The organism is Mesorhizobium sp. M0293 (assembly GCF_040321735.1).
GTDB lineage: Bacteria > Pseudomonadota > Alphaproteobacteria > Rhizobiales > Rhizobiaceae > Mesorhizobium.
On record NZ_JAMYSA010000127.1, the window covers coordinates 1 to 15740 of the forward strand.

The 15740-nt window shown below is 60.6% G+C and carries 16 protein-coding genes; 8 read left to right on the forward strand and 8 right to left on the reverse strand.

Features of this window, described 5'->3' with window-relative positions; all coding sequences use genetic code 11:
* The 6 genes from uvrA to NKJ06_RS30085 all read right to left on the reverse strand — a co-directional run.
* Positions 1 to 1938, reverse strand: a 1938-nt coding sequence (gene uvrA, locus NKJ06_RS30060) for an excinuclease ABC subunit UvrA (RefSeq protein ID WP_352811673.1), incomplete at its 3' end; no start/stop codon positions are given.
* Between the two features lie 717 nt (positions 1939 to 2655).
* Positions 2656 to 2952 (reverse strand): hypothetical protein, encoded by a 297-nt coding sequence (locus tag NKJ06_RS30065; protein WP_352811675.1) that lies wholly within the window; start codon positions 2950 to 2952, stop codon positions 2656 to 2658.
* 191 nt (positions 2953 to 3143) lie between these two features.
* Positions 3144 to 3749: an ATP-dependent Clp protease proteolytic subunit gene (locus NKJ06_RS30070; RefSeq protein ID WP_352627859.1), complete on the reverse strand. Its 606-nt coding sequence runs from the start codon at positions 3747 to 3749 to the stop codon at positions 3144 to 3146.
* Positions 3750 to 3772: 23 nt separating this feature from the next.
* Positions 3773 to 4294 (reverse strand): SRPBCC family protein, encoded by a 522-nt coding sequence (locus NKJ06_RS30075; RefSeq protein ID WP_352627858.1) that lies wholly within the window; start codon positions 4292 to 4294, stop codon positions 3773 to 3775.
* Positions 4291 to 4605, reverse strand: a complete 315-nt coding sequence (locus NKJ06_RS30080) for an ArsR/SmtB family transcription factor (RefSeq protein ID WP_352627857.1) — start codon at positions 4603 to 4605, stop codon at positions 4291 to 4293. The genes NKJ06_RS30075 and NKJ06_RS30080 overlap by 4 nt, the downstream gene beginning before the upstream one ends.
* Before the next feature lie 43 nt (positions 4606 to 4648).
* Positions 4649 to 5038: a cupin domain-containing protein gene (locus NKJ06_RS30085; protein ID WP_352811678.1), complete on the reverse strand. Its 390-nt coding sequence runs from the start codon at positions 5036 to 5038 to the stop codon at positions 4649 to 4651.
* A gap of 211 nt (positions 5039 to 5249) precedes the next feature.
* Here NKJ06_RS30085 and NKJ06_RS30090 point away from each other — a divergent pair, with 211 nt between their 5' ends.
* From NKJ06_RS30090 to NKJ06_RS30125, 8 genes are all read left to right on the forward strand, one after another.
* Complete coding sequence (locus tag NKJ06_RS30090; protein WP_352627855.1) at positions 5250 to 5774, forward strand: single-stranded DNA-binding protein; 525 nt, start codon at positions 5250 to 5252, stop codon at positions 5772 to 5774.
* Positions 5775 to 5896: 122 nt separating this feature from the next.
* A complete protein-coding gene (locus NKJ06_RS30095; protein ID WP_352811680.1) occupies positions 5897 to 7201 on the forward strand; it encodes a tyrosine-type recombinase/integrase in 1305 nt (434 codons plus the stop codon).
* Positions 7198 to 8733: a site-specific integrase gene (locus NKJ06_RS30100; RefSeq protein WP_352811682.1), complete on the forward strand. Its 1536-nt coding sequence runs from the start codon at positions 7198 to 7200 to the stop codon at positions 8731 to 8733. The genes NKJ06_RS30095 and NKJ06_RS30100 overlap by 4 nt, the downstream gene beginning before the upstream one ends.
* On the forward strand, positions 8730 to 10868 hold the full coding sequence (locus NKJ06_RS30105; RefSeq protein WP_352811683.1) for a hypothetical protein: 2139 nt from the start codon (positions 8730 to 8732) through the stop codon (positions 10866 to 10868). The genes NKJ06_RS30100 and NKJ06_RS30105 overlap by 4 nt, the downstream gene beginning before the upstream one ends.
* Positions 10869 to 10870: 2 nt before the next feature.
* Positions 10871 to 11296 (forward strand): hypothetical protein, encoded by a 426-nt coding sequence (locus NKJ06_RS30110; RefSeq protein WP_352811685.1) that lies wholly within the window; start codon positions 10871 to 10873, stop codon positions 11294 to 11296.
* Positions 11293 to 11682 carry a VPA1267 family protein gene (locus tag NKJ06_RS30115; protein ID WP_352811687.1) on the forward strand — a complete coding sequence of 130 codons (390 nt, stop codon included), beginning with the start codon at positions 11293 to 11295 and terminating at the stop codon, positions 11680 to 11682. Before NKJ06_RS30110 ends, NKJ06_RS30115 begins: the two co-directional genes overlap by 4 nt.
* A complete protein-coding gene (locus tag NKJ06_RS30120) occupies positions 11679 to 13571 on the forward strand; it encodes an AAA family ATPase (RefSeq protein ID WP_352811688.1) in 1893 nt (630 codons plus the stop codon). Before NKJ06_RS30115 ends, NKJ06_RS30120 begins: the two co-directional genes overlap by 4 nt.
* A gap of 409 nt (positions 13572 to 13980) precedes the next feature.
* Positions 13981 to 14412, forward strand: coding sequence for an OsmC family protein (locus tag NKJ06_RS30125; protein ID WP_352627854.1), 432 nt, complete (start codon positions 13981 to 13983; stop codon positions 14410 to 14412).
* 31 nt (positions 14413 to 14443) lie between these two features.
* Here NKJ06_RS30125 and NKJ06_RS30130 read toward each other — a convergent pair whose 3' ends face one another.
* Both NKJ06_RS30130 and NKJ06_RS30135 read right to left on the reverse strand, forming a co-directional pair.
* A complete protein-coding gene (locus NKJ06_RS30130; protein ID WP_352627853.1) occupies positions 14444 to 15073 on the reverse strand; it encodes a MarC family protein in 630 nt (209 codons plus the stop codon).
* Positions 15074 to 15175: 102 nt separating this feature from the next.
* Positions 15176 to 15553, reverse strand: a complete 378-nt coding sequence (locus NKJ06_RS30135) for a VOC family protein (RefSeq protein WP_352811691.1) — start codon at positions 15551 to 15553, stop codon at positions 15176 to 15178.
* Positions 15554 to 15740 lie beyond the last annotated feature (187 nt).

Below are 15740 nucleotides of genomic sequence, written 5' to 3' on the forward strand. Positions count from 1 at the left end.
ATTCAGGTTGTTGCCGCGCGCACCGACGATTTTCAGGCGCCGGTTTTTCTTCGCCTCGCGGCGCACGCCAGGCGTCGCCACTTCGAGCGCGCCCGACAAATATTTGCCGGTGATCGAATTGGGATTGGCCATGACCTGCTGCGGCGTGCCCTGGGCGATGATCTCGCCGCCATGGATGCCGGCGGCCGGGCCCATGTCGACGACGTAGTCGGCATGCAAAATGGCGTCCTCGTCATGCTCGACGACGATCACCGTGTTGCCGATGTCGCGCAGGTGCTTGAGCGTATCGAGCAGGCGCGCATTGTCGCGCTGATGCAGGCCGATCGACGGCTCGTCCAGCACATAGAGCACGCCGGTGAGGCCGGAGCCGATCTGTGATGCCAGCCGGATGCGCTGGCTTTCGCCGCCCGATAGCGTGCCGGAATTGCGCGACAAAGTGAGATAGTCGAGTCCGACATCGTTGAGGAAGCGTAGCCGCTCGCGGATCTCCTTCAAGACCCGAACCGCGATCTCGTTCTGCTTGTCGTTAAGCGACGCAGGCAGGTCGGTGAACCACTGGTCGGCCTTGCGGATGGAAAGCTCGGTGACTTCGCCGATGTGCTTGCCGGCGATTTTTACGGCCAGCGACTCGGGCTTCAGGCGGTAGCCCTTGCAAACCGGGCAGGGCGTGGCCGACATGAAACGCTCGATTTCTTCGCGCATCCAGGCGGATTCGGTCTCTTTCCAGCGGCGCTCGAGATTGGGAATGACGCCTTCGAAGGTTTTGGTGGTCTTGTAGGAGCGCAGGCCGTCATCATACTGGAAGGTGATCTCACGCTCGCCGGTGCCGCGCAGGATGGCTTCCTTTGCCTCTTCGGTCAGGTCTTTGAACTTGTCGCCGAGCTTGAAGCCATAGGCCTTGCCGAGCGCTTCCAGTGTCTGCGAGTAATAGGGCGAGGTCGACTTGGCCCACGGGCTGACGGCGCCGTCGCGCAGCGAGATGTTTTCGTCCGGCACGATCAGATTGCCGTCGATGGCGCGCTGGCTGCCGAGGCCGTCGCAGGTCGGGCAGGCGCCGAACGGGTTGTTGAACGAGAACAGGCGCGGTTCGATTTCCGGAATGGTGAAGCCGGAGACCGGGCAAGCAAATTTTTCCGAGAACAGGATGCGCTCATGCGTCTCGTTCTTCGACTTGTTGACCGAATCCTCGCCGGTCTGGCTGGAATCGAGCGGCTTGTCGGCGAATTCGGCTACCGCCAACCCATCGGCCAGCTTCAGCGCGGTTTCGATGGAGTCGGCAAGCCGTGTCGCCAGATCGCCGCGCACGACGATACGGTCGATGACGACGTCGAGGTCATGCTTGTACTTCTTGTCCAGCGCCGGCACGTCGGCGATTTCATAGAAGACGCCATCGACCTTGACGCGCTGAAAGCCCTTCTTCTGCAGCTCCAGCAGTTCCTTGCGGTACTCGCCTTTGCGGCCGCGCACCATCGGCGCCAGGATGAACAGGCGGGTGCCTTCCTCGACCGCCAGCACGCGGTCGACCATCTGCGAAACTGTCTGGCTCTCGATCGGCAGGCCGGTGGCCGGCGAATAGGGAATGCCAACGCGCGCAAACAGCAGGCGCATGTAGTCGTAGATCTCGGTGACGGTGCCGACCGTCGAACGCGGGTTCTTCGAGGTGGTCTTCTGCTCGATCGAGATGGCAGGCGACAGGCCGTCGATCTGGTCGACATCCGGCTTCTGCATCATTTCGAGGAATTGCCGTGCGTAGGCCGAAAGGCTTTCGACATAGCGGCGCTGGCCTTCGGCATAGATGGTGTCGAAGGCAAGCGACGACTTGCCGGAACCCGACAGGCCGGTCATGACAATCAGGCTGTCACGCGGCAGGTCGAGATCGACATTCTTCAGATTGTGTTCGCGCGCCCCGCGAATGGAAAGATATTTATGGTCGGCCATCGCCGGTCGCCGCCTCAGAATCTGGAATTTCCTGGAATGGCGGGTTTTCCCAACCATCCCCTATGTAGGTAGTTTTACCGCTACGTCGAGAGACGCCACAATTCCCGACAAAAGCGTTTAAGCGTCTTTCGCGTGAACGGGCAAGCAGAAAGAACAAAGACCGAACACGCTCCTGACAAAGCTGTGCAAAAACTGACTTGCACGTAACCTCCCGGCGATCACATTTTTCGGTAACCGGCTATTGAAGCTTGACGGGCGCCTGCTCCTGGAGGCAAGCTTCGGCAGTCAACGAAGCCGGCCGTCTTTCGATGGTCTCGCCGCCCGGAGGCGGCCTGCGAGACGCCGCAGGCATTAGCGATTTGTGCTTCGGACGACAACGTCGCAATGGACAAAAAGGAGCGGAGCTATGACGCCACCGGATCGTCCCACAGGGTTCCAGTTGTTACTGGAGCGGCGGCAGGCATAAGTGCCAGGGTTTAGCGTCTGCGCCACCCGACAAACCGTGACCTGCCATACCCCGTAAAAATCAGAGACTGAAGTCGGATCGTCGGCTGACGCCGCGTTGCATCCGAAATCAAATGCCGGCAGTACGCCCCCGGTAGAAGTTGGATTTGAGATCCAAAAAGGCCCCGTCCGTTTGCGCAAGGCACGGCGGGGCCGCTTTATGTGCGAATTGTCTTGTTGGCGATATGCCAGCGCAGCACGCCGGCACCACTATCAGTGGCGCGGCTGCCCGATTGAGCCGACGCCGACATCGACGGTGATGCTGCCGGAAATCCTGACATCCGTATCGCCGATCTTGAACTGGCCGTTGCCGTTGCCGGGAAATGCATCATCGGGTTCGGGCTGAGGAGTCGGCCTGGCGATGCGACAATCGCCGGCCACGCCGGGCAGGGCGCCTTTCCGCGCCTGCGCCGAGCCGTCGCCGGCGAAGGCTGTGCCGCTCGAGAGACACGCGAGCGCTAGAATGGCGATGACACGGTACAATGTTCTGGGCGGATGAGTGTCGGTCATCCCAGGATTATAGTGGCGTGCCGGCGATGGGACCAGACCGGCATCGTCAAATCGTCCAAAGCGTGTCGTGTTTCGAGAACGGATTCAGGCGATGCGTTTTAGGCCTTTGTTTTTATGCATATCATTCTCCCAAAACCAGGCCACTTTGGGCGACCACTTGAGCGCCGGCGGGAGTGCGATCCGGCCCACTTTTATGCCGCCTTTTTGCGCGTGTCGAAAACGTGGTCGACGATGCCCCAGGCCTGGGCCTCGCGGGCGGTCATGAAGTGGTCGCGGTCCAGCGTGCGTTCGACCTCCTCATAGGTGCGGCCGCAATGCTGCGCATAGAGTTCGGCCATGTGCCGTTTCGTCTGGATGATGCGCTCGGCATGGCGCTGGATGTCGGAGGCCTGGCCCTGGAACCCGCCCAGCGGCTGATGCAGCAGGATGGTGGCGTTCGGCAGCGAGATACGACGCCCCGGTGTGCCCGCCATCAGCAGGAAAGAACCCATCGAGGCGGCAAAGCCCATGCACACGGTGGACACCGGGCAGCTGATATATTGCATCGTGTCGTAGATGGCGAAGCCGCTGGTCACCACACCGCCCGGCGAGTTGATGTAAAGCGAGATCTCCTTGTCTGGATTGTCCGATTCCAGCGACAGCAACTGCGCGCAGACCAACGCCGAGATGTCGTCGTTGATCTCGCCATTGATGAAGACAATGCGTTCGCGCAACAGCCGCGAAAAGATATCGAAGGCGCGTTCGCCGCGGCTCGATTGCTCGATTACCATCGGCACCAGACTGGCAACACCGCTCATGATCTTCTCTCCATTGTCCTTGTTCAGGCTGCACGCAGCAAGCGGCGAGGTGTGTTCGCGGCGATTGGCTTGCGTGAACCGTTTGCGTCGAGCGAAAGCCGGCAGCTGGTGCCCGCCATGGCGACCGCGGGCATTGCCTTGCGGGCGAAGCCGTCATGAACGATGCGCAAATGGGTGCCGCCGGAAACGGTTCGGGCAAGTGTGAAGGTGACAATGCTATCCAATGGGCTGTCCAATGGGCTGTCGAGGCGATCCTGCCGCGCGGCGTCGCCTGGCTGCTCCCGCCAGGAATAGCGCAGCAGCTTCTCCGGCTCGGCGTCGAGGACTTCGCATTCGATCGGTGCCTCTGGCCCGGCGAAGGCAAAACGATTGCCGGTCTCCGGCTTGATGTCGTTCGGCATCATCCAGGCGGCGAGCAGCTCCGGCACGGTCAGGGCCCGCCATACCTTCTCCGGCGGCTCGGCAAGGTCGCACTCGAACTCGATCGCATCGGGAGAGATTTCACGATGGTTTTGGTCGGCCTTCATCGATCGAACGTTCGTCATTGGTCCATATCCTTCAAAACCGCCTTCAGTCTTTCGATGCGTTCCGGCCAGAAGGTCCGGTAGCGTTCGATCCAGGAGAGCAGGGGGGCGAGCCCCTGCGGGTCGGCGCGGTAAAAAGCGTTGCGGCCGGCACGCCGTTCGACCACCAGGCCGGCGCCGCGCAGCACCGCCAGATGCTGCGACACCGCCGGTTGCGACACCGTCATGCCGGTGCGCAATTCCGATACCGTCATTTCACCAGCGGCGAGCCGCTCAAAGACAGCGCGGCGCGTCGGATCGGCCAGGGCGCGGAAAATCTCTGCTTCGATCATGACAAAAGCATAAGTCGATACTTATCGATTTGGCAAGCGCTGTTTACGAAATTGCCGGAAGCCAGCGCTTCACCACTCCCGCAGGTCCATCAAACGTCGCCTCGAAGATCGGCGACGCAAGCACGGCATGGATGTGAAGCTGCTTGGAACCGACGTTCCGGAAACCGTGTTTCCTGTTCGCGGGAACAACGAGAGACTGTCCCGATGTCAGGACGCTGCGCTCATCGTCGATCCACATCTCGGCCTTGCCTGCGATGACCGTGAGCACTTCCTCGACTGGATGCCAATGCGTTGGGGCACCGACCGTGGTCTCGACCCATTGCTCGAATATGCAAAGTTGCGTTGCGCCGTTGCTGGCTGACACGTGCATACGCGTTTCCACGCCTGCTCGCCATTGCTCGCGCTGCTGGTCCTCATGTGCAACTGATTTCATTTCGATCCCCCCGATCCGTTCCCGATGTCGTGGAAATTCCAGGCCGAAACACTACATGATGCCGACAAACATTGACAGAACAGCGTCTACTCTATAGAACGAAAAGGGAACAAAAAACCTTGTGGGAAAAGCCAGCCTTAGCAGGCGGCTGACGTCCGCAGCCTGTAAGGTGCTGCGACAAAAATTGGTTTCGGATGAGCGGAGAAATATCATGGCGGGTAGCGTCAACAAGGTCATTCTGGTCGGCAATCTCGGTGCGGACCCTGAAATTCGCCGGCTGAACTCGGGCGAGCCGGTCGTCAACATCCGCATCGCGACGTCGGAAAGCTGGCGCGACAAGAATTCCGGCGAGCGCAAGGAAAAAACCGAGTGGCACAACGTCGTCATCTTCAATGAGGGCATCGCCAAGGTGGCGGAGCAGTATCTGAAGAAGGGCATGAAGGTCTATGTCGAGGGCCAGCTGCAGACGCGCAAATGGCAGGACCAGACCGGCGCCGACAAGTACACGACGGAAGTCGTGCTGCAGAAATTCCGTGGCGAGCTGCAGATGCTCGACGCACGCGGACAGGGTGAGGGCGGCCAGGTCGGCGGCTATGCCGGTGGTGGCAGCAGCCGTGGTTCCGATTTCGGCCAGTCCAGCCCGAGCGAAGGCTTCAATCGCGGCGGCGGCGGTGGTGCCAAGAGTGGCGGCGGTGGCGGTTCGTCGCGCGAACTGGACGACGAAATCCCGTTCTAGAGTCGACCGACAGAAATTCTGTAAAGTAATTATAGCTAAAACCTTGTTATGTAAAGGTTTTTTGCTTGACGAATCAGTTCGCGTTCTGCAATCTGCGCCACGCTAGGGCGGAACGCTGATTCTTGTCAAGAAATACCAGAAACCCATACGCAGTGCGCTGGTCGAAATTCGCCGACGGCGAGCGCATGCCCTTCCTCGTTTGGGCTGCGACAGGCATTCCTATGCAAGCGCCGACCTACTGGGTTGTTTCGAAACGCCGCCCCTCGGGAGTCCAGCCGAACACGCTGCATAACGACCTTCGCGCATTGATGTACCTGTATCTCTGGGCTGACGCCCGCGGTGTGGACCTGCAGGATCGCTTCGAATCCGGCGCGCTCCTCACCCTGACCGAAGTCACGGACCTCGACACCTTCTGCGGACGGTACCTCGACGAGGCTGTCGGCGAGCTGCCTGACCAGAACGGTCATGTGATCCGTCTTGTGGTCCGGAAGTCCAACAACAAGAAGAAGGCAAGTCGCCGCACGGTCAACCTCCTCGAAAAGCGAAACCGCTTGGCTGCCGTTCACTCCTTCATCGAATACACCAGCGCCGACCACCTGTCCCGCCTCCATCTTTGGCCCGACAGATGGGGCCACTACAGCAGTGTCCGCGACAACTGTCTCAAATGGATCAGGTCTCGATACGAAGCGATCAAGAAGCCCAGCCGCAATGACCTCGGCGCCCGGGAAGGACTCGAGGAAGCCGAAGTGGCCCGCCTTCGCGCCGCGATCGAGCCGGACCACCCGGAGAACCCCTTCGAGCCGAAGGTTCGTTTCCGCAACTACCTGATCATCAGCCTCTTGCTCGGCCTCGGCGTCCGACGCGGCGAGCTGCTCGGCATCCGCGTCGAGGATGTCCAACTGGGGTCAAACGGAACCGTCACCGTACACCGTCGGCCGGACGACCCCGACGACCCCCGCAAGGTGCAGCCTTCTTCGAAGACAGAGGCGCGTGTTCTGCCGTTGAGCGGCCGGCTGACCGACCTCCTGTACGAATGGATAGTTCATCATCGGTCGAAGATCGTCGGGGCGCGAAGGCACCCGTTCCTGATCGTCGACTGCGACGAGGGCAGGCCGCTGTCGCTCTCGAGCGTAAACAAGCTCATGAGGGCTCTGCGCAGTCGCGTTCCCGGGTTGCCCGAGAAGCTGTCGGCGCACGTCCTTCGCCACTCCTGGAACGATGCCTTCTCGGACGCCATGGACCGAAAGGGAGTTCCTGGCGACCAGGAGGCGAAATGGCGCGCTCGGCTGATGGGCTGGCGTCGGGAGGAGTCCGCAGAAGCCTACCTCCGACGAACGGTCCGGCGGCGATCAAACGAGGTGTTGGTCGAGTTGCAGGATAGCCTTGACATTCAACACCATGGCGCGGCGGGGAGTGCTCGACCATGAAAGCTGCTTCAAACGAGCCTCTTCTACTGGAGGGCCTTCCGCCACTCCCGGCCTCCGTAACGACTAGGGACGGCGTAGTGTTTGACCCGAGGGCAGACGAGTGGCTGGTCGCAAGTATAGTACATGCCACAATCTGGTTCCGATTCAGCAAGCTCGAAATGCTCAGTAGACATTTGGTGCATCGGCTCAAGCTAACTCTCATTCAGTATGCGACGACCTCTTCAGCCGCACACTTACGCAACATATGGCAGCGCTTTTTGGCTCTGTATGATTCGGAACTGTCCTCGTCAGCTATAATTGTTGATGTGATAGGACTTCATCACCTCATCAATTACAGGAGTCGCCTCGACGACACATCGGAATGGAAATTGGGGCATTTGCGCATACTGTTCCTCGACATGGCGGCGCTTGGATATGGAGGCTGTTCCGACGAAGCAGTCGGCTTCCTACGGGACTCCGTTATCAAGTCCAACATCAAAGGTACGTCTATTCGGACCCGCGACCCTGAAGATGGCGCATTCAGCGACACCGAGCTTCTCTCGATCCAGTCTTGTCTCAACACGGCCTATGCCAATGGAGACATTGATCTCAAAAGCTACGCCATGGCCTGGCTCTTTCTGGCGTATGGTGCGCGGCCCGTCCAGATCGCCGCGTTGAAGGAAAAAGACTTAGTTGTGAGCAACGATGCCAGCGGCGGTCACTTTTATGCACTGCAGATTCCCCGCGCGAAGCAGTGGGGCACGAGAATACGGGATTCCTTTAAGACAAGGTATTGCAGCAAACAGATCGGCGGCCTCCTTCATCACCTGATTGAACAGAATCGGGTCATGAAAAACGATCCGGAGATTCCTGATGGCGAATGGCCTTTGTTTATCTCTGCATCAGCAGGCGTCCTACCAGGGCTGCTCTATCACATGCCTTCGCAAGACATTGGCAGAAAGCTAAAAACGACCCTTGGTCGCATCACAGGCCTGAAAACAAACGCGAAGCGGTTCAGGATCACCTTGGCGCAGCGCGCGGTCGATGACGGGCGAGACAAGTACACGGTCGCAGAATTGCTCGACCATTCCGACACCCAGAGCGTAGACGTGTACTACGAGGCCAGCCCCGCAATGGTCGAGCGCCTCGACCGCCATCTGGCCATGGAGCTTGCGTCGCTGGCACAGGCGTTCGCAGGCGTCCTAATCTTGGCTGAGGCGGATGCCATTCGTGGCGACGACCCGAGGAGCCGCATCTACGACAAAACCCTCCGGAACAACGTCGACCGTCCGCTCGGCTCTTGCGGGCAGATGAGCTTCTGCGGCCTCCACGCGCCCTTCGCCTGCTATACCTGCCGCCACTTCCAACCGTGGCTCGAGGCGCCGCATGAGGAGTTCCTCATCGTGCTTATCGAAGATCGGGACCGTATGATCGCCGAAGGTTACTCCCCCAAGATTTACAACATCAAGAACCGGACAATCCTGGCGGTAGCCGAGGTCATCCAGCTCTGCGCTGCCGAAAGCGGTGTGATCTCGGCAGGAGAGGCGACATGAGCACTGCCGTTGTCAAATTCGTATCCCGCGGTACGGTCGAGCCGAAGTCGCGGCTGGAAGACTTCATCCGGCTCGCCCGTTATGAACTGAACGCGTTGATTCCCTCAGAGGACTGGGACCTTCCGACCTGGAACGCAGTTGGATCATTCATAACCAAGGGTCAGAACAGGGAAAACAGACGCCTCCATTACTATCGCGCGGGGTCGCGCGCCAACAGGGATGGCACAGTAGACGGAACCGTCCTTGACCGCAGTTACATCGATTTTGCAAAGGCCTACTGCCGCTACAAGCACGCAACCTCGCCGGTCCAGTTCGAAAATCAAATCAAGCGATTGAACGCCTTGCAGTTCATCGACGCTGCCTTTCGGTCGCTTGGTCTCGTTCCTCAGATCTCGGACTGCAATCCGACCGTGCTGAACACCGCTGTGACACTTGCCAAGGAAGGTGTCGGAGCCGCAAGGCACTACCAGTTCGCGCTCTACATCGAACAGGTCCATCGGTTTTGCCGCGAACACCGATTTTATAATGCCCCTTTCCAGTGGCGACACGGTGTCAGGAAACCAAAGGACCGTACCGAGGAATTGGGTGACATCGCCAAGGAATGGCGCGAGGACCGGCTTCCAAGCCCGGAAGCCTATTCGGCGCTCGCTCACGTGTTCCGCAACGCCGAAACGTTCATCGACAAGCTGATGTCGGCCGTCAGCGCCATCTGCTGCTCCATCCCGATCCGGGCGCACGAAGTTCTGCAGCTGCGCGAAAACTGCGAAGTCCGCGAGCCCGCGATGCTGAAGCGGATCGATAGCGACGGCGTGGAGTATGTGGAGGAAGGCGAAGCCTACGGCATTCGCGTTTGGCCCGGCAAGGGCAATCCGCCCCAGATGAAGTGGGTGCCGACCGTCATGGTGTCGGTCGCACAGGAGGCGGTGCGGCGGCTGCGCGACCTGTGCCGTCCGGCACGCGAGATTGCCGCCTGGTACGAAGCGTATCCCGGCCAGCTATGGCTGCCAGCCGAACTGTCCCATCTCCGCGGGGAGGAGTGGATCACAAAGAGAGACTTTGGGCAGATGCTCGGCCTTAGCCTTCGAACGAGTGCCAATCAATACCTTAGAGCCCACCAAGACATAGGCTGGCGCACCGTCACAGCGCGGGCTGGAAATATCGATGAGATTTGCCTCGCCGATCTAGAACGTCATATCCTGACGCTCCTCCCCAACAACTTCCCGAACTATAATGGTGATGAAAGTCAGCTGTACTCCAAGACGCTGATTGTTCTCCCCTACAATGCAGCGCACCTCGACCGCGCCACGTTCAACTGCATGATCGAGGACTGTACCGTGCAGATGTTCCAGAGCTGGTTGGCCGGAAGTGACGGCAAGGCCAGCGTGTTCGAGCGCTGGGGCTTCACCGAGCGCGACGGATCACCGATCGAGATCACGACGCACTCGTTCCGACACTGGCTGAACACGGTCGCCCAGCTCCGCGGAATGAGCGACCTTGACATCGCGAAATGGAGCGGCCGCGACCCTTCACAAAACAAGGCTTACAACCATGTCACCCCGGAGGAAACGCTCTCCCAGATCAGGGAGTTGCTGGAAGAGAACGGCGGCGTCGGTCCGCTGTTCGAGGCGGCGAGTCCCGAGCGCATCAAGAACCCGGTCAGCCGCAAGGACTTTCTGAACGCCCAGATCGGCTCGGCCCACATAACCGACTCCGGCATCTGCATCCACGACTACTCGCTGCTCCCATGCCAGGTGCTCGGCGACTGCCTTGGGTGTTCCGAGAGTGTCTTCGTGAAGGGGGACGCGAAGCATCAGGCTAAGATCGAGGGTCGCCTGGAACTCGCGCTGGTCCAGTTGGAGCAGTCCAAGGCGGCGGAAGCGGATGGAATATACGGCGCGGACCGGTGGACGAAGGATCACCTGCGGAAGATCGAGATCATGCGCAGGATGCTCGACATTCACCAGGACGACACGATACCGGACGGAACGATCATCAATCTGGAGGCCGAAAGGCAGGACACTGAGGTAGCGATGGCGCTCCGGGACCGCAAGGATCGGGACGGGGAGAACGCCACCGACTCCGAGTCGCTCGACCGGGACGCTGCGGAGGCACTCGAGACGATGTGGGACGACTGAGCGTGCCGAAGCCGAAGCTGTCCCCCAACGACATCGACCAGATCGTGAATCAGCTCACGAGCTGGCGCGGCAAGCTGACCTGGGACCTGCTGGTCGACAAGGTCACGGCCGCGCTTGGCAGGCCGTATTCGCGCCAGGCGCTGGACGCTCACGACGATGTCAAGATTGCGTTCGACCTAGCCAAAAAACGCGTCCGAGAGGGCAAGTCGGCGAGCCCAGCTTCGCCAGACATCTCCCCAGAGCTTGCAACTGCGCTGGACCGTGTCGAGACACTCAGGGCCGAGGTCGCCGTACTCAAGCAGCAGCGCGACGGCTTCCTCGAGACGTTCGCCGTCTGGCTGTACAACGCCCGGAATCGCGGCATCACGGAACGCGACCTGAATCAGCTCCTTCCAGCGGTCGAGCGCCACAGGAGCGCGAAGAAATGAGCCTCAACACGTTCCAGCAGATCAGCGAGGAAAACTACGGCAGCCTGCTACAGTACATCCAGCGACTCCGCGACGCCCAGCTCAAACTGCCCAGCCGTGGAGGCCGGGTAAACAAGACGGCTGTCGCCACTGCCTGCGGCTTCAACAGGGAAACGTTCGCCCAGAACAAGCGGTTCGAAAAACTGCTCAGTGACGCCGTGGAGGAACTCGGGCTCGACGCCTCGGCGAAGGTGGCAGAGACGGCCCGCCGGGACAGCGGCGACAAGGCTAGGATCACCACGCTCGAGCAGCAGCTTGCCGCCCTCCGGAGCGAGAACTACGAGCTGAGGCGCAAGCTTGCCCGCTACGAACACGCGACCACCACGGGCAGGAGGGTGATAGCTTGATCGCTGCCTTGCCGAAAGGCCGGCACGTCGTCGACTTCCTTGCTTCGCGTCCCGAGTTCGTCGGCATCGGCAAGGCCACGGCGAAGCGCCTTTGGGAGCGATTCGGGGAGGAGTTGTATGCGATCCTCGGCAACGGCGCTTACGGTCGGCTATCCGAGGTGCTGCAGGAAAGCCATGCCCGGATAGTAGTCGACGCATGGAGGAATCAGCAGGCGGTCGTCGACTGTGTGGTGTTCTTCGACGAGCACGGGATCGACCCGAAAGTCGCCCGCAAGGCCGTGGAGTTCTGGGGCGAGGAGGCTGTCCAGAAGATCAGGAGCAATCCTTACCGTCTGCTCACGGTATGCAAATGGGAGCAGGTGGACCGCACGGCGCGCGCTCTCGGAATCGCAGCCGAGGACGAACGCCGCCTGGTAGCTAGAGTCGAGAGCGTTCTCTACGATCGGCTCGATCGGAAGCACACCTGGTCGCCCCAAGGGCTGGTGATGACCATGACCGCCCGACGGCTGGGTGCCAATGGCCTCGCCGCCGCCGCGGTCCGACTAGCGGTCGAGGACGGGGCCGCCATCCCTGTTGCCGATGGCTACCAGCCAGCCGGAGCCGCGTACATGGAGCGGTTCATCGAGGGTCGTGTCCGATGTCACATCGATGCCAAGGGCAACCGCGGTGACCTCTTCCTCGGCAACATCGGCAACGAACAGATCGATGCGTTCCTGGCCAAGTTCGGGAGGTCGCAAGCCAATCCTCTGACCGATGAGCAGGTCGCGGCGGTCCGCATGGTGCTTTCGAACACGTTCTCCATGTTGGTCGGCGGAGCCGGCGTCGGGAAGACCACCGCGCTGAGGGCGATCAACGCCGCATCCCGATCCTTCGGCTTCAAGGTCTACCAGCTTGCCGTAGCAGGGCGGGCGGCGCAACGGATGGCGCAAGCAACCGGGCAGCCGGCGCAGACCATCGCCTCGTGGCTGGCGGCCGCCCGTGACGGCCGGATCGAGGTAGGGGCGCACACCCTCGTCATCGTCGACGAAGCGTCGATGCTGGACCTTCCCACTCTGTACCGCATCCTGTTCTGCCTTCCTGAAAACGCCCCATTGTTGCTGGTGGGCGACATAGCCCAGCTGCCACCGATCGGGTTCGGCCTCACGCTTCACAAGCTCGTCGAGTGCAGTCTTGTCCCGAAGTCTGAGTTGACGAAGATCCTCAGAGCGGACGAGGCCACGGGCATTCCGAAGGTCTCGTCGGCGATCAGGCTCGGTGAGGTCGTGTCGCTGCCTCGATACAGCGCCGCCAGGTTGGGCTGCAGCTTGCTTCCGGGCGAACCGGACGCGATCGTCGACATCATCGAGGACGTCCTCAACGACTTGCAGGGCGAAGATGTCCAGATCGTTGCGGCGTCGTACGCCGGACCTGCCGGAATCGACGCGATCAACCGTCGCTTCCATTCCGCGAATGCCAGAGGGAGGCCGACCTTCGGCCAGTTCGCGCACGGGGACCCTTGCATCTGGACGGTGAATGACTACGACCGCCACCTTTGGAATGGGTCGCTGGGGAGGGTCGTCAGGATCGGACCTGACTGGCTGACCGCCGAGTTCGACGGCGTGGCTCACAACATCGGCCGGGCTGACCTCGACCGCATCGAGCTCGCGTACTGCATCAGCGTCCACAAGGCCCAAGGAAGCCAGTTCGCGAACGTCATCATGCCCGTGACGCCGAGCTTCAACTTTGACAGGACCATGCTCTACACAGGCCTGACGCGGGCGGTAAGCAGGGTCGTGCTGGTCGGTAGCAAGACGGTATTGGCGAGGGCGATCTCCGATCAGCCCAGATCGCTCGACAGGGATGTTGCATTGGATCTGAGCAACTCGGTCGCGAACGTGGCGGCACCATAAAACGGCAACGGGCCGACCTTTGAAAAGGTGGCCCGTCGTCGTCTGCACGGCCATCGCCGTCCCCGGCTGTACCGTGGTTCCCTTCTATCAGTAAGATCGTCTGCTGCAAATATCCTAGCGGGTGAATGCCGGACCCATGGTCCGGCAGAGGGGCGGCAATGAGCCCCTTCTTAAGGCTTGCGAACCGTAAAGAATCGGACTGGAATAGCACCCCAGATGGAATGATTGTTGACGAAATTTACGGGGCGCTGGCTATGTATCGCAATGGACTGGGCAGGACCTATGGGTCTCTCTCTCACTTTACAGTTTGGCGTTCCATACTACCTTGGTGAGCGAACGGACCGGTATCAAGATATGATCGGCACGCAGCGCGCGCCGATCAATTGATTTCAGCGGAAAGACGTATCACGTGAAAGCGCGCGTCAAGTGGGTCGAGGAACGCACCTTCGTCGGCGAGTCGGGTAGCGGCCACAAGGTCGTGCTCGGAACCGCGCCCGGACCGGAAGGCAGGACGCCGGGCCCGAGCCCGATGGAACTGGTGCTGATCGGAACCGGCGGCTGTTCGGCCTATGACGTGGTGCATATCCTCGAAAAGGGCCGCGAGGCGGTCGAGGATTGCGTCGTCGAACTCGACGCCGACCGGGCCGAAACCGAGCCCAGGGTGTTCACGCGCATCCATATGCATTTCGTGGTCAAGGGCCGGGCGCTGTCGCCCGACAAGGTCAAGCGGGCGATCGATCTTTCGATCGAAAAATACTGCTCGGCTTCGGCGATGCTGGCCAAAACCGCTACGATCACTCACGACTTCGAAGTGATCGATACGGGGGTGAATAGGCAGTAGGCAGTAGGCAGTAGGCAGTAGAAACTGCCGTTCAGCCCGCCATCAGCGCCTTGATGCCATCGGCGACGAACTGCACGGCAAGTGCGGCCAGGATGACGCCGAGCAGCCGGGTCAGGATCGAGCGGCCGGTTTGGCCGAGGATGCGGTCGATGCGTTCCGACAGCACGAACACCAGATAGGTTATGGCGAGGCAGACGAAGATGATGCCGACCAAGGCCGCCTGGGCTGCAAATCCTGGAAACGAACCGGACAAAAGCACCGTTGCCGAAATGGCGCCGGGACCGGCGATCAGCGGGATCGCCAGCGGGAAGGCGGCGATGTTGTGGATCATGTCCTTGGTGATGGCGACGTCGCCGATCTTCTCCTTGCGGTCCTGCCGGCGCTCGAACACCATTTCGAATGCGATGAAGAACAGCAGGAAGCCACCAGCGACGCGGAAAGCCGGCAGCGTGATGCCGAACACCGACAGGATCGAGGCGCCGGCAACCGCAAACAGCGCCATCACCAGGAAACCGATGATCGAGGCACGGACGGAAACCTGCTGGCGCTCCTCGCGGTTCATGCCGCGCGTTACGGCCAGGAACAGCGGCGCCAGGCCAGGCGGATCGATGGTCACGAGAATGGTGACGAAGGCGTTGAACAGGCTGTCGAAACTCGGCATCTCTGACCCCTCCCGCCGGGCCGAGCCCGTACCAGGATATTGGTAGAGCAAAGCCCGGTCGGTGGGAACAGTCAGGACCGCGAAACTGAGGACTTCGACGGATTAGCCGGCAGCGTCGCAATAGGCTTCGAGGCGATAGCCGTCCGGGTCAACGACAAAGGCGGCATAGTAGTTTTCGCCATAGTCGGCGCGCAGACCCGGCGCGCCATTGTCGATGCCGCCTTCACGCAACGCGCCGGCATGGAAAGTGTCAACGCTGCCCCGCGTCGGTGCGGCGAAGCAGAAATGCAGGCCGGATTTTTCGTCTGAAGGCACAGGCCGTGCCGCTTCGTTGACCCATAGCGCGACGCCCTGAGTTCCATAGCCCAACGAACCCGGCGACTGGCTGAGACAGCTGTAACCAAGCGGCTTCAACGCCGCATCGTAGAAGCGCTTGGAGGCGGCGGTGTCGCGGACGCCGATCGAGATATGATCGAACATGGTTTTCTCCATTGTTACAACGGTTTGGGCACTAGAGCGGAATGAAATGAGACTGAATCGGCGTGGGATTCCCTTAGGCGTGCAAATCTGATTCAACCTTCTTGCTGGGCAAGGAGGTCAGCATGGATGGGCAAGCCTTACTCGATGGATCTTCGCGAACGGGTTGTTGCGTCAGTTGAGCAGGGTG